We start from the raw sequence: 21,868 nt of genomic DNA on the forward strand, positions 1-21,868 counted from the left end.
TAACAACACAGGCGCCACGATGCAATACCGATTGCATCATGCCGCCTGTGTTTTATTTTCTTATATTACCTATCGCAGTAAGGAATGCTCCAATTGCAAGATAGAAATCTCCAAGATTAGCCGTCAGCTTCGCCAAAAACGAATTTTCCACACGAAAACCTATATAATCAATGACTTTTCCTCTTACCAGTCGGTCAAATATATTACTTGCCGCACCTGCACTTGCAATAGCAAGGCCTAACTTTTCCAGATAATGGCCTCTTCTCAAGAAAGCAAAGATATCATATCCCAAAAGTGACAGCCCGGCAAAAGCAGAAGCTCCTTTTACGACCTTTGGATGATGGTCTAATGCATTCAACAGGAATCCTCTGTTATAGACCTTGCGGACAACTAGCTTTCCACCGCAAAATTCTTTCTGTTCGCCATGTTCCAGATTCTCTTCTACATACTGTTTGAACAGTTCATCCAATCCAAGCAAACCGGCAAACAGCCCTGTCATCCATGAAAGCATCTACATACCCTCTTTGATTCTTACAATCTCTTCTTCCTGCTTTTCCATCTCTTCTTCGCGCTTTTCAATCTCTTCGCACAAAGTAATGTAATCAGTGTCTGCGACTTCACCCTTCTGGAATTTGTCATATACCATACGTCCAATGTCCATCAGATCTCTTTCATTCGCACGTTTTAACGAACGTACATTACTTTTAATCTTTTGGATTTCCAGAGTATCTTCTGTCTTTTTCCCAATCTCGCCTGCTACATCTGATATTTTCTTTCCTAAATCTTCAAAAAAATCTGCCATATTCATCGTCTCCTTCTTATCTTCTGAATCCTGCCATCATTTTAACCGTCTGAGCGTATCCAACGACTGGAATAGATTCATCGTTCCATATCCCCACTCTCGATTCGGATATTCTACCATCGCACGCTGATCTGTTCCAAGAAGAATAATATTCCTTATCTGACTGGAATTCACTCCCCGCGCTTCCGGCTGTTCTAAGATCCATTCCATCAAAAGTGCTGCTGCTCCCGCAGCAATTCCTGTCGCTACACTAGATCCTGTTCTGGTTACAAAACTTCCATTCAACCCAGCTCCGGTTACCTCGACTCCAGGCACCGCATAATCTGGTTTTATTAATCCATCTCTAGTATAACCTCTTCCAGAATTAATATCAACTCCATTCTCCCTCCCATTATAGTATGCTACAGTCATAGCATTTCTGCTTGTTCCGGGTTCCGTCAGCGTCGTGTCTGGATTTGCTTCAAGAAAATACACCTCACCTGCCAGAAATTCCTCGACTGGAAGCCATATATGAAATTCTCCCTCCAACATCTGTACAGGTTCCACATTAATGGTCCAGATTCCGGCAGAAGGGTTCCTGAATCGAAGAAATATCAGCTGGGAATCATTATTTTCCAATAATAATCTGTACTCCACATTCACTTCTGTCTTATCAAATATAAAATTGACACTATAAGTATAGCCTTGCCTCAATGATATGTGCCCTGTGCGTTCTCCCGTCGGCGATGTGATAGAGATGGTCATTACATTGGGAAGTGTCGTCCAAAGCTCTGCTGCAAACGCTCCTACACCAGAACCTACACGTAATTCAACATCTGTCTGCTCATTCATACTCTGAAATTGATGATAATAATGATGCCTCTGTACTGCCTCATTTCCCGTTCCGATCACCACACTTCGGTTCAAAATAGAAGCATATATATCAATCATGGATGACAAAAGGGTCGTACCATTGTGTCCGCCGAAATTCGTTCCCAAGGCCACACATATAACCAACGGCATATTTTTTTTATTTGCCAATTGATTTAAATATTTCATTCCCAACATAATATCATTTTCCTGAAAGCAAACTGCATCCTGACGTACCGCATAGAATTCTTTCAGATAATTCTTGGCTGGCTTTAATTTTACTACACCGATTGACGCCTCTGGCGCAGCGCCAAGAAAGCGATTGGGCACATCCGCACTACCAGCTGCAACACTTGCAAGAAAGGTTCCATGTCCATCTTCATCCATGCTGGGAACAACCTCTAGAGGATCTTCCGTACGAAGAGCTTCATTGATCATATCTTCTGTATATTCACTTCCATAGTCTAAGTTCTCCGGAAGATTTCCGGTCTGAATTGTCTGATCCCAAATTCCTGCAATCCTTGTAGAGCCATCAATATTCCGGAATACCGAATTACGATAATCAATTCCTGTATCCACAAATCCAATCATAATCTGACTTCCCATCAGCTGCAGGGTAGGATAATTTTGTACTGCACTGATTCCGGCAGCATTCAAAGCCTCCATATCAAGAAGAGAATAACAATTTGGTATCGAGTTATACCAGTAATTACTATAATTCAGCGGTTTCAGAAGCGTATGATCAGCATAGATTACACGATAACCAAAATCTGCATTCTGGACACATGCATCTTCTGTCTGTACATTCAGAGTCTCTTCCCCGCGATAGAACGGCACGAGAAAATCCCGATAATCTTGTGAGAGGATCCTCTCTCTACATTCTTCTCTGTTCATAAAAATACCCCATATACTTTTTATAAAATATATGAGGTATTCTTCTGATTATTCTATTCTTGCGACCTCCTGACCTCTTAGCATAATGATCGGTCCGCCGGTTCCTTCTATGTATTCCTTTGTAATAATGACCTGACCAATACTGTCATCCTTTGGAATCTCATACATAATATCCAGCATAAATTCTTCGATGATTGCCCGAAGTGCCCTGGCGCCAGTATCTTTCTCCATCGCTTTTTTGGCAATTGCCTGCAGAGCTCCGTCATCAAATTCAAGTTTCACTTCATCCAACGCCAGAAGTTTCTGGTATTGCTTCAAGATCGCATTCTTAGGTTCTTTTAAGATCTTGACCATCATCTCTTCATTTAACCCCTGAAGGGTGAAGACGATTGGAAGACGTCCCAGAAATTCTGGAATCATTCCGAAGTTTCGCAGATCCTCTGTCGTCACTTTACTCAGAATATTCTTATCGTTATTATATTTATCTTTCAGATCTGCACCGAATCCAATCGTCGCTTGCTTCGTCAGACGTTCTTTAATAATTCCTTCCAGATCCGGGAATGCTCCGCCACAGATGAAGAGGATATTCTTTGTATTTACCGTAGTCAATGGCACCATCGCATTTTTACTGTTTGCTCCCACCGGAACTTCAACATCGCTTCCTTCCAGAAGTTTCAGCATTCCTTGCTGTACAGATTCACCACTGACATCTCTCTGACTGGTATTTTTCTTCTTCGCAATCTTATCAATCTCATCGATAAAGATAATTCCCTGCTCCGCCTTCTCCACATCATTATCTGCGGCCGCCAGAAGCTTGGATACCACGCTTTCAATATCATCTCCTATATACCCTGCTTCTGTCAGAGATGTAGCATCTGTAATCGCAAGCGGCACATCCAATAATTTTGCCAGTGTCTTGACCAGATAAGTCTTACCAGAACCTGTAGGTCCGATCATCAACATATTGGACTTCTCAATCTCAATCTCATCCATCGTATCCGTTGCCACACGCTTATAATGATTATAGACTGCTACAGACATCGCTTTTTTCGCATATTCCTGACCAACCACATAATCATCTAATTTGGCTTTAATCTTATGAGGAGCAGGTATATTCTGAATGTCAATCAGAGGCTTTCTCTCCTCTCCCTCTTTTTTCTTCTTTATTTTTTGCTTCTTTGGAACGGCCTGTTCCAGATCTGCCATATTCAGGATCTGCACTCCCGGCATATTCATCAACTGACTGAAATCAATCTGTCCACTCGTCATAGCATCAAAGCTCTTCTGCATACAATCATTACATACACAGATTCCATTCGGCAGATCGATCATCTTGCCCGTAATACTCTCTGGGCGTCTGCAGACAAAGCAGATCTTCTCATATTCATCCTCATGGTCTTTGGTATTCTCTACATCTTCCACTGTAGCCTCTACCTTTTCAATATCATTCTTATTATCCTGTTCAGACATGTTATTTCCCTCTTTCTAGCCTTCCTGATCTTTCCGTATCATATTCAGGAACATCTCTTCCGATATGATTGGAATTCCAAGTTCATTGGCTTTCTTATTCTTGGATGATGTAGATGTCACATCATTATTAATCAAATAATTGGTCTTAGAAGTAACGGAACCAGTCACCTTGCCGCCAAGACTTTCTATCAATTCTTTTACTTCTCCACGATTTGCAAAATGTTCGACACTTCCAGTAATCACAAAATTCACTCCTGCAAATATCTGTTTCCCTGATTCTGCCTCTTCCTTCGGAATATCTAACTCTGCCAACAGATCTCTCAATTGCTTTACATGACGTTCTGCGGAAAAATAATCTACGAATGCCCTTGCAATCACTTCTCCTACTCCTGATATTGCACCGAGATCTTCGGTCGTAGCCTGAAGCATCGCTTCTACATCATACTGAAATTCCTTACAGATCATCTTCGCATTCGCAAGACCGATATTGGCAATCCCAAGTGCATAGATGACTCTTGGCAGTGTTGTTGTTCTGGCCTTCTCTATACTTGCGATCAGATTCTGATATGATTTTTTGCCAAATCCATCCAACGTCTGTATCTCTTCCTGATAACGATCAAGATGAAATATATCTGCATATTCCTTGATATAACCTAATGCGATAAATTTCTCCAGTGTTGCTTCAGATAACCCCTCTATATTCAAAGCATCTCTACTGACAAACAAAGCAAATGATTTTACGTGTTTTGCCTGACATTCTGGATTCGTGCAATAGAGTGCTCTGGCATTACTGACCTGTCGAATCTCCGTTTTTCCCTGACAGACCGGGCACTGTGCAGGAATATCCTTCACCCCGCTGCGTGTCAGATTCCTTGCGATCTGTGGAATAATCATGTTCGCTTTATATACTTCTATGGTATCTCCAATTCCTAATTCCAGTTCTTCCATGATGCTGATATTATGGACACTTGCGCGACTTACCGTCGTTCCCTCTAATTCCACTGGTTCAAAGATAGCGACCGGATTAATCAGCCCCGTTCTGGAAGGACTCCACTCAATCTCGAGAAGCTTCGTCTCACGGACTTCATCCGCCCACTTAAAGGCGTATGAATCTCTTGGAAACTTGGAAGTTCGCCCCAGGGACTGACCGTACGCTATATCATCATATACTAACACAAGTCCATCGGATGGAAAATCATTCTCGGCAATTTTTTCTGAAAATTTAATAACTTCCTGCTCTACTGTGTCCGAAGTCACCTCATGGAATTCCACCACCTCGAATCCCTGTTCTTTCAGCCAGTTCATCTGACAAGCTCTGGAATTATGAAAATTCACATTTTCTGCCTGCACAAGGGTAAATGCATAAAACTTAACGTTTCGCTTCGCTGTAATCTCGTTATTCAACTGACGAACAGAACCACTGCAAAGATTACGCGGATTTTTGTACCTTGCATCTACATCTTCAATTGCCTCGTTGATTCTCTCAAAATCCCGATATCCGATAATGGCTTCACCACGCAAAATTAATTCTCCCTGATATGCGATCTGAAGAGGAATATTTTTGAACACTTTGGCATTATTGGTAATGACTTCACCTACTTCACCATTTCCTCGGGTAACTGCTTTATACAATCTTCCCTCCCGATAAGTAAGGACAATCGTCAATCCATCCATCTTCCACGACATCAAAGCCTTCTGATTGCCCACAAATCTCTTCAGTTCTTCCACATCTTTCGTCTTATCTAAAGATAGCATCGGACTTTCATGCCGTTCTTTCGGCAACTCGCTTAACACTTCATATCCGACATTTACTGTAGGACTGTTAGATAACGTAATGCCTAATTCTTGCTCCAGTTCTTGCAGTTCATCATATAACTGGTCATACTCATAGTTACTCATGATTTCTTCTGCTTCCTGATAATATGCACGGCTCGCATTATTCAATAATTCTACCAGTTCCTGCATCCTGGCTTTCTTTGACTTGTTCATATAATTCTTTTAACTCCTGCTCTGTCAATTTTCTTACAGCACCTGTTTTCAGGCCGCCAAGTTTTACATTCATAATTCTTACTCTAACCAGTCTGGTCACCTTATACCCCAAAGCATCACACATTCTGCGGATCTGACGGTTCAATCCCTGGGTCAATATTATTGAAAATGTATATTTCCCTATCTTCTCCACTTTACATGGACGTGTGATAACATCCATTTTTTTCTCTCGGTCAATAATCCTCACACCCGATGCCATTTTATACACAAATTCATCCGTAATCGGTTGATTTACTGTAACTTTATACTCTTTTTCATGCCCGTATCTCGCCCGCATCATTCCATTGATCAAGTCTCCGTCATTGGTCATGATCAGAAGTCCCTCCGAGTCCTTATCCAGACGTCCGGCATAAGTCACTCGCACAGGGTAGTTCAGATAACGAATAATATTCTTTTTTTCTTTTTTATCTTCTGTACAAACAATCCCGGCAGGTTTGTTTACCGCCAGGACTATCTTTTCTGTATGATTTTTAATTACTTTCTTTCCAATCCGTACTTCCTGTCCCGGCTCTACTTTTGTTCCAGGACTTGCCATTTTCCCATCAACGGTCACTCGACCGCTCTCAATCAATCGGTCAGCCTCTCTTCTGGAACATACACCGGCATCACTTAGATATTTATTCAGTCTCACCATTTTGCAATACTCCACTGATACTATTATCTTCTACAAAGGTATTTCCATTATACAAAAAGAGTACACTAGTAATCTTATTTTCTTCCATAATTTCATGAATATCCCCATAATAATACCGTGGATCAATCACGATGATCTCGCGATAATATGGAGTCAGGAACGGGATCAGACAGTTCGCATAAGAATCCTTGAACAACAGCAAACGATCTGTGGTATCTGCAGTTGTCCGAATATCAACTGTCCCATAGTTACCTCCAAGGAACAATGCATATTTGTCCTTTTCCTCCAACTTAGATGCATCATACAAGGTTGCGGTCTTACGCTTCTCTTCTACATAGTTCACCACAATCTGCGGCCCTGCTCCTTCATCTTCTGATGTATAGATATAAATTGGCTCTTCATATCCCATCTCATACCCACTGGTAGAAGATAACGTCCCGTTAAATTCATTGGTTACTGCATATGCCTTTAATTCTGGTGCTTTGGATGAATCCAGTTTCATGGCATCTATCAGTGTCTGATAGGCATAATATGCTCCCAATGTCGTCCAGTGATGATCTGTATGATAATATATATTCTCTTTTTTGTGAGCTTTTAACACTTTACTTACATCCACCCAGGTCAGCTGATCTTCCAGTGACTTCTGTATTTCCAGAAAAATCTGATTCTGATCCTCTGTTACCGCGAATTGCGGAAGCTTATCTTCCAGAATATTTGCAGCATTTGGCACGAGCATCATATACATTGGAATATCATTATAAGTATTCTCGAACGCTTGGATTGCTTCGATATTCTGCTGCATCTGTTCTTCATCCGGCCTGGCAATATCCTCCAGAAGATAATGATCCTTCCCTTTGAATACACCATTTGACTCTCTTCTTCCGACAATCAGATCTACATGACTCTTGAGGGATACCCAAAAGTCTCTTCCCACAAACTGATCTGATTTGTATGATTCATACTGTTCCATGAATCTTCCGCTTTCAAGTCTACTTAATGTAAACTCTGGCTTCTGCTCCAGCATCCGATTCTCTTTCTCTGAGAATTCCTTATCTTGGGAAATCAGATTCATCAGACAGATCAATACCAGAATTCCCAGGAATGTCATGGCTGTCATTTTCTTCTTATGCAGTTTTTTCTTCTTACTGTCTTTCTGTTCCATAACTGCTCCTAAAATCTAAAATACAAGAATGGATTGTATGTCTCTGTCACCAGATATGCCACACACAACAAAAATAAAAGTGCATACACCACACAATTTACAACAACACTCTTGCCATCCATTCTACGCATGATCTGCTCATAGGTACGATGAACAACCGGAGTAGATCCCAGTATCAGTACAACCCACGATATGAGATTCGTTTTCAAAAGATACAGGCTCTCCTGATCTACCAGTCCATGGGCACCTGCTCCAAACATTACTTTTAGATAATCAGCCGCTCCTCCAAGACTTGGGCTAAAGAAGAATACCCATCCAATCATTACCAGCAGAATGCTATAGATACGTTTTACTATGTTGGGTAATTTTTCCAAAATCGCACCCAGAAAATATTTCTCTATAATCAAGATCACTCCATAATAGACTCCCCAGACAACAAAATTCCAGGCAGCACCATGCCAAAGTCCTGTAAGAAGCCAGACGATCAATAAATTGCGAATGTGTTTCGCGACGTTGACACGATTTCCTCCCAGAGGGATATAGAGATATTCCCGAAACCATGTTCCAAGAGAAATATGCCATCTGCGCCAGAATTCCGTAATACTTTTGGAAATATAAGGATAATTGAAGTTCTTCAGGAATTCAAATCCAAACATTTTCCCAAGACCAATAGCCATATCTGAATATCCGCTAAAATCAAAATATATCTGAAATGTATACGCCAGGCACCCAAGCCATGCCGTTAAAACGGAAACCTTTCCCTGCTGTAAAGTTAAGACTTCTGTGTGCACCATTCCTATCGTATTGGCAAGCAGCACCTTTTTTGAAAGGCCGCGAATAAAAAACATCGTTCCTTCCCCAAACTTTCCCCAGGATTCTTTTCTGACATGAAGCTGTCTCTCTATATCGGAATACTTTACGATTGGCCCGGCAATTAATTGTGGGAACATCGTAACATACAGTGCAAAATCCATAAGATTCTTCTGCACCTTTACATTACCTCGATAAACATCTATAATATAGGACAATATCTGAAATGTATAAAAAGAAATGCCGATCGGCAAAGCCAGTTCCTGATATGGTATCTGAACCGGGAGTACTGCATTCAGACTGTCTAACACAAATCCTTCGTATTTAAAGAATCCCAGAACGCATAGATTTACCACCAGATTAAACACCAGACTTTTCTTTGCCGCGCGTCGGTTCTGAAGGTTTCTCGCAATATCCAGCCCACTGACATAATTAAACAGAATGGAAAATATCATCAAAAATATATAGACCGGTTCTCCCCATGCATAAAATATCAGACTTGCGAAAAGCAAAACAGCGTTCTTAAGCTGTCTTGGTACCAGATAATATAAAATCAACACAATTGGTAAAAACGTAAATAAAAATACAATACTGCTAAATAACATCCTGTATGTTTCCTTCTCTATATGCTCTTTCTGAATGCTTCATATATCTGATCCGCATCCTTCGATATCGCTAATAACACATAATATCCTCTGCTGTCTGTCACCGCCGAATTAATCAGCTTTGTCTGCTCTGCTCCATATCCTTCAAAACTGTTCTTCTGCGTATGCAGGCGCTTCTGAATAGCTTTTTCAACATTCTCAGCCTGTGATTTATCCTTAAGCTTAATGACCAGAATCTCATTGACACTCATAACATCATTCGGGACATACAGCATTACTCCCTCATAATCATTAGCATTCAAGCCATAATACTTCTTCAAATCCTGCGTAGTTCCTTTGGTCATCCCTTTTGTTTCAGTGACCGCCAGAATATTCTCGCGTATCGTTTTTACCGAGACATCTTTGCCGCCTTCTTGTGACAGCAAGAATCCGATATAAACAAGAAGAACGATCACCATCGCATATTTCAATATATTCAGCAAATCTATCCTGTGCTTTTTCATTATAATTTTGCAACCTCCGCCATATGATCTACCCATTCTGTATAATAATCCGGTGCCATATGGATTCCATCTTCCGAATAATACTCTTCCTTTACCAGATCCGTATTATCAATAAATATCACATCTTCCTCTTCACACAGTTTTTCCAGTTCTTCGTTAAACTCCGTAATATTGCCATACCACTCATTATTGTCTATCACAAACTGTTGAACCGGAAGGATACTGTTTACATATATACGAGTATCCGGCAAAGCCTCTCTTAATCTATCCAACACACTCTTATATTTTTCTATAAAAAGATCTACATCCCCTCTGGATGCTTCAATATCATTCATCCCATACGCAAGAAACAATACCTGTGGTTGTAACTCAATTGCCTTCGTCAGATGCTCTTCTATCTTGTTGACTTCTGAATCACATACCCCGGCTCCTCTGTCTGCCTGAACATTTTCCTGATTCAATACACCATATTCATATAATCCCTGTGTCACTGAGTCACCGATTACAAAAGCATTGGCAAATTTCTCACTGGCCGGCCGGCTGGCCCACTCTTCATCTGCTTCCTGTTCTGCTTTTTCCAGCTCCTGAATCTGCCTGTCCACTTCACTTACATCCGTCTTCTCCATCTGATGAAGTCTCTGAATTCCAGCTTCTGTATCTGCCTTTGGATTCATAAGCCTTACCACAACAATAATCGCACCGACAATGAGCAGTGCAATCACGACAGTCACTGCAATGCGCAGAACATGGTCTTTTTCTTCAATTTTTACAGATTTTCTTTTGTTCTCTTTTTTCACGTTAACTGTGCTCTCCCTATAAAAACAGTTCAAAGATATTGTACTGTTTTTCCCTATAAAAGTCAAACATATGCTATACTATTAACCAAAGTCAAAAAGGAGTTTTTCATATGAATATATTCACATTATCAGCCAAATCCTGTATGTCTCATCTACTCTTAAAAGATACCTTCGACCGGTTCTCTTTTATCGAAAGCGAGATTACAACCTTTAATAAATTCACCATCGACGGATACCTTCACAAAGACTTCTATGATGAAGCCCCTGAACGGTCTTATGCTTATTGGAAGGATGTTCGCGAATATTGCTTCAGTATCATCCGCGGCAAACGTACCCCATTGAATTTTAAAATCGTTCTCTCCCTTGCCCAGGAAACCTTTGCTGACTTTCTTGCGTATCATCAGCTTGACGGTTATCGCCCGGAAGAGATCCAGGGACTCTATCTGAACTTCCATTATGATGGTTCTACCCTGCAGTGCATTACCGGGATCTCCATGCATACCTTTACACTGGACAAGACACTGGAGCACGAATGGGATGAATATGTACAGACATTGCTGGCAGAGATGATTGAATAATGACAGCAAAAAATAGCCGTCCTGCTCTCGTCAAAGTCCAGTAACGGCTATTCTATAACTTAATATTGAATTCTCTTACTTCGTCAGCATCATCATGATCTCATTACTTCTCTCTACAAATGCAGTCATTTCGTCTGGATTCAGTGGCTTGTGTGCCAGCATTGCAAGATCATACAACTGCTTGCAGATGATAGATACGTTTTCATTTTCTTTGTTATCTACCACGTATTTTACCAGTGGATGGTTTGCATTCAGTATCAGGGTCGTATCTCCGCCCATATCCATGCCGCTCATACCGTACATCTTCATCATTTCCTGCATACGGCGATTCTGCTCAGACAGGGTAATCATAGAAGCAACTTTATCATCTTTTAATTTCTCAATCTTGACATCCAGCTTATCGTTTCCAAGTTCTTTGCGGAAGATTTCAATCAGGCTGTCAGAAATTGTCTTAAATGATTCCTTATCTTCTTCAGCCACTTCTTCCTTAATATGTTCTGTCACATCGGCGTCAATTCTCTGGAAGCGAATCTTTGGATTGCGCTGTTCTAACTGTGTAATAAATGGAGAGTCGATGTTATGTCCTAAGATAACTGCATCCTGGCCCTGCTTACGGAACATATTGATATACTGGCTCTGCTGAATCTCATCCGTTACATAGTAGATGGTAGTCTTAATCTCTTCTACGTTATTTTCATCTGTATTCTCTGCACTGTCAGCATCCTCTTTCTTGTCATTTGGTTCAACGACTTCTCCGCCATTTTCTTCAATGCAGTCTTTTAATGTCAGGTACTTTCCATCAATGTTCTTAAAGAGAACGGCATCCTTCATCTTGTCACAGAATTTTTCATCTTTTAAGCAACCAAACTTGATAAATGGACTGATGTCATCCCAGTATTTTTCATACTCATCTCTCTTGGTCTTGCACATGCCAGAAAGCTTATCTGCAACCTTTTTGGAAATGTAATCTGCAATCTTATTAACAAATCCATCGTTCTGTAATGCACTACGTGATACATTCAATGGCAGATCCGGGCAATCAATGACTCCCTTCAATACCATGAGGAATTCAGGGATAACTTCCTTAATATTATCTGCAATAAATACCTGATTGTTATATAACTTGATCGTTCCTTCGATAGAATCATACTCTGTGTTGATTCTTGGGAAGTACAGGATTCCCTTTAAGTTAAACGGATAATCCATATTCAAGTGAATCCAGAACAGAGGCTCTTTATAATCCATGAATACCTTACGGTAGAATTCCTGATACTCCTCATCAGTACATTCGTTTGGATGTTTTGTCCAAAGTGGATGAATATCATTCAAAGGAACCGGGCGTTTCTGAATCTTAACTTTCTCTTTTGCCGGTTCAACCTCTACCATTTCTTTTTCGCCATCTTCATTTTCCTTCTCTTCCATCTTGGCATCTTCATGGATGTGTTCAATGACAACATCGTCTTCTTTCAGATCTGCCTCATCGATGGTCTCATATTCCGGCTCAGCATTCTCTTTTGCCAGGAAAATCTCTACCGGCATGAAAGAACAGTATTTCTCAATGACTTCTCTCATACGATATTCATTCGCGAATTCCAGACTGTCTTCATTCAGATACAATGTCATCGTTGAACCTACAGTTTCTTTATTCCCGTCTTCCATCTCATACTCTGTACCGCCGTTGCTTACCCAGTGTACTGGAGTCGCACCTTCTTTATAAGAAAGAGTATCAATATGGACTTCATCTGCTACCATGAATGCGGAATAGAATCCAAGTCCGAAGTGACCGATCATATCATCTTCGGTTGTCTTGTCTTTGTATTTCTCCAGAAACTCTGTTGCTCCGGAAAATGCAATCTGTGTGATATATTCTTCCACTTCTTCTGCAGTCATACCAAGACCATTATCTGTGAATTTCAGGGTCTTTTCTTCCGGGTTTACTTCTACCTGAATGGATGGTTTATAATCATCCGGCAGTTGGTATTCACCCATCATATCTAATTTTTTCAGCTTAGTGATCGCATCACATCCATTAGATACCATCTCACGGACAAAAATGTCATGATCTGAATAAACCCATTTCTTGATAATTGGGAATATGTTCTCACTACTGATTGATAAACTTCCTTTTTTTGCTTCCATCTTCACCACTCCTATTATTATTTTAGATTATTTTCTATATATTTTTGAAACAGGGAATATCCCGTTTGTTTTGCTCAAAAGATATGATAATACCGATAAATTTAAATGTCAATAGAAAATTAGCACTCTTTCAAAAAGAGTGCTAACAATTCTGTTAAAATTATAAACTTTTTATAAACATTCCTGTCGAAGTCCAATGCATTAGTTGTTCCATCTTTATGCGGACTTCCGCACAGTACTAATACTTTCATTGCTATTCCTCTAGAAAAATGATTCCTACCACTCGATTGTCTCTACCGATACCGGATGTTCATTTATCACCACATCGGATACTTTTCCATTCTTAATCTTAATGACCCGGTCTGCCATCGGTGCGATTGCCTGATTATGCGTAATCAGAATAACCGTCATCCCTTTCTCTCTGCAGGTATCCTGCAGAAGTTTCAAAATGGATTTTCCCGTATTGTAATCCAATGCTCCTGTCGGCTCATCACACAACAACAGCTTCGGATTCTTTGCCAGTGCACGGGCTATAGACACTCTCTGCTGTTCCCCTCCAGACAGTTGTGCCGGGAAGTTATCAAGCCTTTCGCCCAGCCCCACTTCTCTTAATACTTCTGCCGCGTCCATGGGATCCTTACAGATCTGAAGTGCTAATTCTACATTTTCCAATGCCGTCAGATTCGGAATCAGATTATAAAACTGAAAAACGAAACCAATGTCATCCCGCCGGTATGCCGTCAACTGCCTCTGGGAATATCTGGCAATATCCTCTCCATCCACCATAACCTTCCCCGATGTCGCTGTATCCATTCCTCCAAGGATATTTAAGACTGTCGTCTTACCGGCACCGCTGGGTCCGACAACAACCGCGAATTCCCCTCGCTCTATCTGAAAATCGATTCCGGCTGCCGCCATAATCTCAACTTCTCCCATCTTATATATCTTTTTTACATTCTCTAATGAGACAAATTCACCCATACCATACCTCCGAAAATGAATTATTGTATTTATTATATCACGTACAATAAGGAAAGAAAAATGTTGATTTATAAAACAATTCTTAAAGAAATCTAAAAATTAGAGTAAAAAAATAACTCATAGCTGTTTTGCCATGAGTCATTTTATCATACAACATCTTATTCTATTCTTTTCCATCAAAGCAATAGGTGCATACTTTACATGGTTCAATTCCGATAGATGCTAACAAGTCGTCCAGTCGGTGATATCGAAGTGTTGTAAAATTCTGCTGCTTGCGGATATCTTCAATCATCTGTGCATATTTGCAGCTGCACGGATTGGAGTATTCTTCTAATACTTCCTTAGGGACATCTTCCCCTTCCCGTTTCTTGATCATCTGTCTGGCGATCAGTTCCATCTCTGATTTGGAACGGGAAAAGTTCAGATACTTACAGCCGTACATGATCGGCGGACATGCCGGACGGACATGTACCTCTTTAGCTCCACTCTGATACAAGAATTCCGTCGTCTCTCTCAACTGTGTTCCACGTACAATGGAGTCATCAATCAATAAGAGCTTCTTATTCTCAATCAATGCATGAACCGGAATCAGTTTCATACGCGCGATCAGATTACGCTGGCTCTGATTCGTCGGCATAAATGATCTTGGCCAGGTAGGCGTGTATTTGATAAATGGTCTTGCATACGGAATCCCCGATTCATTGGCATATCCAATTGCATGGGCGATACCAGAATCCGGAACTCCTGCCACGATATCCGGATGCACGGAATCTCCATCTCTTTTTGCCAGCATGCTTCCGCATTTGTAACGCATCTCTTCTACATTGACACCTTCATAAGATGAGGTCGGATAGCCATAATATACCCACAGGAATGAACAGATCTTCATCTCTTTCTGTGGTTCACTTAATACTTCAACACCTTCCGGTGTAATATAAACAATTTCTGCAGGTCCCAGTTCTTTATAATCTGTATATCCAAGATTGATATATGCATGACTTTCAAAAGATACACAATAAGCATCGTCCTTATGACCGATCACCAACGGAGTCCGCCCATAACGGTCTCTGGCCGCATAGATTCCATCCTTTGTCATAACCAACATCGTCATAGAACCGTCTACCAGCTCCTGAACATATTTGATTCCTTCTAAGATAGAATCTTTTTCACAGATCAATGCTGCCATCAATTCTGTGACATTGATCTGTCCATTCGTCATCTCCTGGAAGTGAGAATTTGCACTTTCATACAAACGATTCAATAATTCATCATAATTATTCACTTTTCCTACCGTTGTAATTGCAAAACTTCCAAGTTTTGAACGAATCAATAATGGCTGTGGTTCAAAATCTGAGATACAGCCAATTCCAAGATGTCCCTTCATCTCGCTGACATCTCGGTCAAACTTTGTACGAAACGGGGAGTTCTCAATATTATGAATGGCACGGTTAAAACCTTCTTCCCCATAAGTTGCCATTCCTCCTCGTCTTGTTCCAAGATGTGAATGATAATCTACTCCATAAAAAAGCTCCAGAACACAGTCCCTTTTTGATGCTACACCAAAAAATCCTCCCATATGACCTCTCCTTTTCTGAATATGTATTTTGTCAACAACATCGGTGTACAGACATCTCTGTACACCGATGGTATTTCTCTCCGGTACAATTGTAACACAGGCAGATAACCTTGTCTAATATTAACTTAACATCTCTTTTAACTTCTGATTCACCATTCCAGGATTGGCCTTTCCTTTCATGGCCTTCATGGTCTGTCCGACAAGAGCTCCAAGAGCCTTTTCTTTGCCGCCTTTATAATCAGCTACTGCCTGCGGATTATCTGCAATGACTTTTTCCAGAACTTCCTGCAGAGCACCTTCATCATTGACAGTCTTCAGTCCATGTTCCTCTACATATTTCTCCGGATCAATGTCTTCTGCAAATATCTTTTCGAACACATCTTTTGCGACAGAACTATTAATGGTTCCTGCTTCTGTCAGCTCGATCAGTTTTGCAAGATTTTCCGGTGAGAACCGAATATCTTCCGGCTCCATATCGTTATCTTTCAATAGACGTAAAGTCTCCACCATCAGCCAGTTCGATACCTTCTTCGGTTTCTTGCATATGGCGGTTGTTGCTTCAAAGATATCTGCCATATGCTTTGAGCCGGTAATGATCTCAGCGTCATACTGTGGAATATCGAATTCTTTCTTGTATCTTTCCAGTTTTTCCGTACGGAATTCCGGCTGCTGGGATCTGATCTTCTCAATCCACTCATCGCTGATCACGATCGGCACCAGATCGGGTTCTGGAAAATAACGATAATCCTGCGCATCCTCTTTGGAGCGCATTGCATGTGAAGATTCCTTATTATCATCCCACCTTCTGGTCTCCTGCACCACCTCTTTGCCGTCTTCCAGAAGTTCAATCTGACGTTCCCGCTCTCCTTCGATAGCTCTTGCTATGGCCTTGAATGAATTCAGATTCTTCATCTCCGTTCTGGTTCCGAACTTTTCTGTTCCGACTTCTCTGACAGACAAATTCACATCCGCTCTCATGGAACCTTCCTGCAATTTGCAATCGGATGCTCCCAGATACTGGATGATCATACGCAATTTTTCCAGATAAGCAATGACTTCATCTGCGGAACGCATATCTGGCTCTGATACGATCTCTACCAACGGAACACCACTTCGGTTATAATCTACCAGAGAAGTGTCATCCCATTCATCATGGATCAGTTTTCCGGCATCCTCTTCCATATGCATCTCATGGATGCGGACTTTCTTCTTCGTATCTCCCACTTCTATCTCAACATAACCATTTCTTGCAATCGGAAGATACAACTGAGAAATCTGATAATTCTGTGGGTTATCAGGATAAAAGTAATTCTTACGGTCGAATTTACATACCTTTGTAATGTCACAATTAGTTGCCAGACCAATAGCCATCGCATACTCTACAACCTGCTTATTCAAAACAGGAAGAGATCCTGGCATACCGGTACATACCGGACAGGTATGGGTATTCGGCGCACCTCCGAACTCTGTGCTGCAGGAGCAGAAGATCTTGGTCTTGGTTGCAAGTTCTACGTGGACTTCCAGTCCGATGACTGTCTCATACTGTTTTGCCATAATTATCTGCCTCCTTTCACAAGTTCTGGTCTCTCATAAGTTCTGGTCTGTTCCAGTGTATATGCTGCACGAATAATCTTATTTTCCTCAAAACAATCTCCAATAATCTGCATTCCTATCGGAAGTCCCTTGGAATCTGTTCCTACCGGGAGACTGATTCCCGGAAGGCCTGCAAGATTAACGGAAATCGTATAGATATCACCCAGATACATTTTCAACGGATCACTTAAGCTCTTACCAAGTTCTGGAGCTGTCGTCGGCGCTGCCGGTGCAATGATGACATCATATTTCGCAAATGCCTTGTCAAATTCCTGCTTGATCAACGCTTTTGTCCTTAATGCTTTCAGATAATATGCATCATAATAACCGGAGCTTAACACGAATGATCCAAGCATGATCCTACGTTTTACTTCTGGGCCGAACCCTTCGGAACGTGTTTTTTTGTACATATTATGAAGTCCTTCATATTCCTCGGTACGGTATCCGTACTTTACGCCATCAAAACGTGACAGATTAGAGCTTGCTTCTGCAGATGCAATGACATAATATGCCGGGATTGCATATTGAACAAGGTTCAGATCAAATTCCTCTACAATGGCTCCCTTTTCTTCCAGTACTTTCACAGCATCCAGAATCTTTTCTTTTACTTCGGGATCTAGTCCTTCTCCAAAATAATCTTTTGGAATACCAATCTTCATACCTTTTACATCTTCTACCAGTGCACTGGTAAAATCATATTTTTCCCGTGCAATCGAAGTACTGTCTTTTGGATCATGAGATGCGATAGCTTCCAGAATCGTTGCGCAATCCGTTACATCTCTGGCAATTGGTCCAATCTGATCCAGAGAAGAACCATAAGCGATCAGTCCATATCGGGATACCGTTCCATAAGTTGGCTTTATTCCGACAACTCCACAGAAAGAGCTCGGCTGACGAATCGAACCCCCCGTATCAGACCCTAATGCATACGGACATTCTTCTGCTGCCACTGCTGCACAGGAACCACCGGACGAGCCCCCCGGAACATGTTTAAGATTCCATGGATTCTTTGTCTCTCCATAATAAGAAGTCTCGGTAGTACTTCCCATGGCGAATTCATCCATGTTCGTCTTTCCAATAATTACAGCTCCTGCCTTCTCAAGATTTCTCACTGCTTCCGCAGTAAATGTCGGTTTAAAATTACCTAAGATCTTAGAACTGCAAGTCGTCAGCATATCTTTTGTGCACATGTTATCTTTAATAGCAACCGGGACACCAGCCAGTGGACCTGTCAATGTTCCGTCATCAATTAACTTCTGTACTTCTTCGGCACGTTCGAGCGCACCTTCTCGGTCAATCGTCACAAAACTGTGGACATCTTTTTCTACTTTTTCAATCTGTTCGATAGAAGCCTTCACAGCATCCACAACAGATATTTCTTTTGCTTTTATCTTTTTTCCTAATTCTACGGCTGTCAAACTTGTAATATCCATTTTGCTGTTTTCCTCCTATCCAATAGTTTTCGGTACTTTAAAGCTGTTGTCTTTCTTAAGTGGTGCATTGGCAAGAGTATCGATACTGCCATCGCCATTTTCTACAACATCCTCTCGAAATACATTATTGACCGGAAATACATGAGACATTGGTTCTATCCCCTCTGTATCCAGTTCATTCAATGTATCAATATAATCCAACATCTTTTCCATATCAGCCTTGGCATCTTCTTTTTCCTGACCAGACAATTCTAACTTTGCCAAAATGCCAACATATTCTATTGTCTCATCTGATATTTTATTTGCCATAATTCTCCTCCTTAATATCTCGTATAGAAGCCAAGATAATCTGTCGATTCTATCGTCTCGCTCGGGGTCATTATAAGTCTCATACCTTCTTCACAGGTAATCTGGGTGTTTTCTGGAATTACCATGTACTTATACTCTTTACCATCTGACTGATCCTCACCAAGATAGATGCTTTCATAACTATATTCATTTCCATCTTCGGCATAGATCACAAGATCAATCGCACCTGTCCCTTCCAGAAGTTCCAGATCGTATATTCCCGCAGCAAAATCCACACCTGCCGTCCGGATTCTGCTATCTGTGATTTCGTAGGAATCTATGACCGGATTTGCAATTCCATTTACAGAGAGCGGCTGTGCATTTTCTGTTTTCAGTGTCACGCTGGTTTCAGATGATATGGTCAGGATTGCATGATCAAACAACCGCAGATCATCCAGATAATTCTCTTCATCCTGTCCCGCATACTCATATAGATATATTCCATTTTCATAATCAGACACTTGGACTGCATCAAAATCATACTGAACAACTGCTTTATAATCACCGGCCGGGATATGAAGCCCTACAATATAAGTCCCTGAAGACAGTTCATATTCTGCCTCATCCCCAGACTCAGGATTCTCCTTATCCAGGCTTGCATATGGATCATATTCATAGTCAGTATAATAAGAGTCATCGGAATCAAAAGGCACAGTCTGCATAAGATAACTTACAACACTGAAGATAATCATCCCCGCAATGATTATCAGCATTGCAAAAGCGATAATTCTGGGCCGCTTTGACTTCTTCTTTTTCTGAACCTTCTGGGCCTGTCGATCCTGTGTATTCTTCTTAACATAAGAAGGCTTTTTCTCATCTTCATGGACATGTGTCATCGGCATGTTATCACAGCTGCTTTGATTGACATGATAGTTTTTTTCTGATTTGTTATTATCCAGTCCACACTCCGTACAGATCCCTCTTCTGTCTAACTTTCCCCCACATAACGTACATTTTCTTCCAAACATATACTTTCCTCTCTTGAATACCTGGCCCCTTTTTCTTTTATCCTATTAAAATACTATGGTTCCAGTCTGCTTAAATCTCGTGGAAACAATGTGGTCTCTCTTACATTGTCTTCCCCGATCAGTTTCATTGTCAGACGTTCCAGCCCGATTCCGATTCCACCATGTGGCGGCATTCCATGCTTGAATGTTGCAAGATACTGTTCCATTCCCTCCTGAGACATTCCCCTTGCCTCAATCTTATTTGTCAGCATCTTGTAATCGTGAATACGCTGTCCGCCGGTCGTAATCTCCATACCACGGAACAAAAGGTCAAAACTCAGAGTATATCTGGTATCCTCTGGATCATCCATTGCATAGAACGGACGTTTCTTTGACGGATAATGAGTCACAAATACAAAATCACTGCCCCATTCTTCTTTCGCATACTGACTGATCAATTGTTCCTCTTCCGGTTCCAGATCAAATGGATTTCTCATCTTGTGCTGATACTTCTTTGCAACTTTTTCTTTGATTTCGCTGAAACGAACCGCCGGAATCTTGTCAACTTTTGGAAGCGTAACGCCTAATATTTTCAATTCCTTTGCATATTCTTTTTCTAACAATTCCATAGCATATTGAAGATATCCAGTCTCCATAGCCATAATATCTTCAAATCCGTCAATATACCCCATCTCAAAATCGAGACTGGTATATTCATTCAGATGGCGCTTGGTATTATGTTTCTCAGCACGGAATACAGGAGCCGTCTCGAACACTCTGTCAAACACTCCTACCATCATCTGTTTATAGAACTGTGGGCTCTGGGCAAGTACTGCCGGTCTATGAAAATATTCCAGTTTAAAGATGTTGGCACCGCCTTCTGCACCTTTTGCTCCAATCTTTGGTGTATGAATCTCTGTAAATCCCTGACTATACAAGAAATCTCTAAATGCTCTGGTAAGTCCCTCCTGAATTCTGAATTTGGCACGTTCTCTGACATTACGAAGTGCTATCGAACGATAGTTAAGTTTTGCTTCCAGAGAAGTATTCAGTTTCCATTTAGAAATAGCCAAAGGCATCATCTCATCAACAGGTTCACTCAAGATACGAAGCGTCTCCATACGAATCTCAATTCCATTCGGAGCCTTTTCATTCTCTTCCAACACACCTTCTACTTCTATCGTTGCTGCTTCTTTGATATCTTTCAAATCAAATTTGGCAATTCCCTCTTCATACACTCCCTGAAGAAGTCCTTCTCTTTTTCTCAGAACTACAAAAGCCACTGTGCCCATATCACGGATTGTATGAACCGCACCGTTAACTTTTACTTTCTGTCCAGGTTTTACCTGTTCTAGCAATTCACTGATTTCTAGCGTTTCTTTTGGTTTTACTCCTGTTAAATAATCCATGCTTTTTTCCTCCTTTTCTTCCCGGGACGAACAGCCGATAAATATCAAAAAAACGTCCCGGAATACATACGTATTCCGGGACGGATATCATCTTCGCTATCCGCGGTACCACCCGCATTGAACCTGTATCAGGTTCCTCTCTTACGCGTAACGTGCGCCAACGTACTGACCTACTTAAGTTCAACCAGTCTGCTCCAGAGTGTTCCCTATCGTTCTTATTCCTCAAGGGGCGCTCTCAGTCGGTGACGCCTCATTCCTGTCAAGTTCCAAAGAACAGAGTCTCTTTCAA

20 protein-coding genes are annotated in these 21,868 nt (G+C 41.1%); 1 reads left to right on the plus strand and 19 read right to left on the minus strand.

Annotation, left to right across the window (positions count from 1 at the left end; translation table 11 throughout):
* Positions 1-52: 52 nt before the first annotated feature.
* Genes ACQRBH_RS13385 through ACQRBH_RS13430 form a run of 10 tightly spaced genes read right to left on the minus strand, consistent with a single transcriptional unit; the run spans position 53 to position 10,575 of the window.
* The gene (locus ACQRBH_RS13385; RefSeq protein WP_427762047.1) at positions 53-511 is read right to left on the minus strand and encodes a signal peptidase II; all 459 of its coding nucleotides are present in this window, start codon (positions 509-511) and stop codon (positions 53-55) included.
* The gene (locus ACQRBH_RS13390; RefSeq protein ID WP_235232606.1) at positions 512-802 is read right to left on the minus strand and encodes a hypothetical protein; all 291 of its coding nucleotides are present in this window, start codon (positions 800-802) and stop codon (positions 512-514) included. It lies immediately after the preceding gene.
* 36 nt (positions 803-838) lie between these two features.
* Positions 839-2,545 carry a S8 family peptidase gene (locus ACQRBH_RS13395; RefSeq protein ID WP_427762049.1) on the minus strand — a complete coding sequence of 569 codons (1,707 nt, stop codon included), beginning with the start codon at positions 2,543-2,545 and terminating at the stop codon, positions 839-841.
* A gap of 48 nt (positions 2,546-2,593) precedes the next feature.
* Positions 2,594-4,015 carry an ATP-dependent Clp protease ATP-binding subunit ClpX gene (gene clpX, locus ACQRBH_RS13400; RefSeq protein ID WP_427762052.1) on the minus strand — a complete coding sequence of 474 codons (1,422 nt, stop codon included), beginning with the start codon at positions 4,013-4,015 and terminating at the stop codon, positions 2,594-2,596.
* Positions 4,016-4,030: 15 nt separating this feature from the next.
* Complete coding sequence (gene ligA, locus ACQRBH_RS13405) at positions 4,031-6,004, minus strand: NAD-dependent DNA ligase LigA (RefSeq protein WP_427762054.1); 1,974 nt, start codon at positions 6,002-6,004, stop codon at positions 4,031-4,033.
* Complete coding sequence (locus tag ACQRBH_RS13410) at positions 5,952-6,698, minus strand: pseudouridine synthase (RefSeq protein WP_427762057.1); 747 nt, start codon at positions 6,696-6,698, stop codon at positions 5,952-5,954. The genes ligA and ACQRBH_RS13410 overlap by 53 nt, the downstream gene beginning before the upstream one ends.
* Positions 6,682-7,860, minus strand: coding sequence for a DHHW family protein (locus ACQRBH_RS13415; RefSeq protein WP_235232610.1), 1,179 nt, complete (start codon positions 7,858-7,860; stop codon positions 6,682-6,684). Before ACQRBH_RS13415 ends, ACQRBH_RS13410 begins: the two co-directional genes overlap by 17 nt.
* 8 nt (positions 7,861-7,868) lie before the next feature.
* Positions 7,869-9,275, minus strand: coding sequence for an MBOAT family O-acyltransferase (locus ACQRBH_RS13420; RefSeq protein ID WP_427762059.1), 1,407 nt, complete (start codon positions 9,273-9,275; stop codon positions 7,869-7,871).
* 17 nt (positions 9,276-9,292) lie between these two features.
* Positions 9,293-9,778: a DUF4358 domain-containing protein gene (locus tag ACQRBH_RS13425; RefSeq protein ID WP_235232612.1), complete on the minus strand. Its 486-nt coding sequence runs from the start codon at positions 9,776-9,778 to the stop codon at positions 9,293-9,295.
* On the minus strand, positions 9,778-10,575 hold the full coding sequence (locus ACQRBH_RS13430) for a GDSL-type esterase/lipase family protein (RefSeq protein ID WP_427762061.1): 798 nt from the start codon (positions 10,573-10,575) through the stop codon (positions 9,778-9,780). The genes ACQRBH_RS13425 and ACQRBH_RS13430 overlap by 1 nt, the downstream gene beginning before the upstream one ends.
* Positions 10,576-10,685: 110 nt before the next feature.
* On the opposite strand from ACQRBH_RS13430, the gene ACQRBH_RS13435 reads away from it, so the two are divergent.
* Positions 10,686-11,153, plus strand: a complete 468-nt coding sequence (locus ACQRBH_RS13435; protein ID WP_427762062.1) for a DUF5721 family protein — start codon at positions 10,686-10,688, stop codon at positions 11,151-11,153.
* Positions 11,154-11,228: 75 nt separating this feature from the next.
* Here ACQRBH_RS13435 and htpG read toward each other — a convergent pair whose 3' ends face one another.
* From htpG to aspS, 9 genes are all read right to left on the minus strand, one after another.
* On the minus strand, positions 11,229-13,292 hold the full coding sequence (htpG, locus tag ACQRBH_RS13440) for a molecular chaperone HtpG (protein WP_427762065.1): 2,064 nt from the start codon (positions 13,290-13,292) through the stop codon (positions 11,229-11,231).
* A 119-nt stretch (positions 13,293-13,411) separates the two neighbouring features.
* On the minus strand, positions 13,412-13,543 hold the full coding sequence (locus ACQRBH_RS13445; RefSeq protein WP_235232616.1) for an NAD(P)H-dependent oxidoreductase: 132 nt from the start codon (positions 13,541-13,543) through the stop codon (positions 13,412-13,414).
* Between the two features lie 25 nt (positions 13,544-13,568).
* Positions 13,569-14,273 (minus strand): ABC transporter ATP-binding protein, encoded by a 705-nt coding sequence (locus ACQRBH_RS13450; RefSeq protein ID WP_235232617.1) that lies wholly within the window; start codon positions 14,271-14,273, stop codon positions 13,569-13,571.
* 163 nt (positions 14,274-14,436) lie between these two features.
* Positions 14,437-15,849 carry an amidophosphoribosyltransferase gene (locus ACQRBH_RS13455; protein WP_235232618.1) on the minus strand — a complete coding sequence of 471 codons (1,413 nt, stop codon included), beginning with the start codon at positions 15,847-15,849 and terminating at the stop codon, positions 14,437-14,439.
* A 120-nt stretch (positions 15,850-15,969) separates the two neighbouring features.
* Positions 15,970-17,403: an Asp-tRNA(Asn)/Glu-tRNA(Gln) amidotransferase subunit GatB gene (gene gatB, locus ACQRBH_RS13460; RefSeq protein WP_235232619.1), complete on the minus strand. Its 1,434-nt coding sequence runs from the start codon at positions 17,401-17,403 to the stop codon at positions 15,970-15,972.
* Between the two features lie 2 nt (positions 17,404-17,405).
* Positions 17,406-18,875, minus strand: coding sequence for an Asp-tRNA(Asn)/Glu-tRNA(Gln) amidotransferase subunit GatA (gene gatA / locus ACQRBH_RS13465; RefSeq protein WP_427762068.1), 1,470 nt, complete (start codon positions 18,873-18,875; stop codon positions 17,406-17,408).
* Positions 18,876-18,890: 15 nt separating this feature from the next.
* Positions 18,891-19,184 (minus strand): Asp-tRNA(Asn)/Glu-tRNA(Gln) amidotransferase subunit GatC, encoded by a 294-nt coding sequence (gatC, locus tag ACQRBH_RS13470; RefSeq protein ID WP_235232621.1) that lies wholly within the window; start codon positions 19,182-19,184, stop codon positions 18,891-18,893.
* Between the two features lie 11 nt (positions 19,185-19,195).
* The gene (locus ACQRBH_RS13475; RefSeq protein ID WP_427762070.1) at positions 19,196-20,191 is read right to left on the minus strand and encodes a hypothetical protein; all 996 of its coding nucleotides are present in this window, start codon (positions 20,189-20,191) and stop codon (positions 19,196-19,198) included.
* A 53-nt stretch (positions 20,192-20,244) separates the two neighbouring features.
* Entirely contained in the window at positions 20,245-21,579 is a 1,335-nt protein-coding gene (aspS, locus tag ACQRBH_RS13480; RefSeq protein WP_427762072.1) for an aspartate--tRNA(Asn) ligase, read from the minus strand.
* Positions 21,580-21,868 lie beyond the last annotated feature (289 nt).

It is taken from the genome of Bariatricus sp. SGI.161, from assembly GCF_050313695.1.
Lineage (GTDB): Bacteria > Bacillota > Clostridia > Lachnospirales > Lachnospiraceae > JAFBIX01.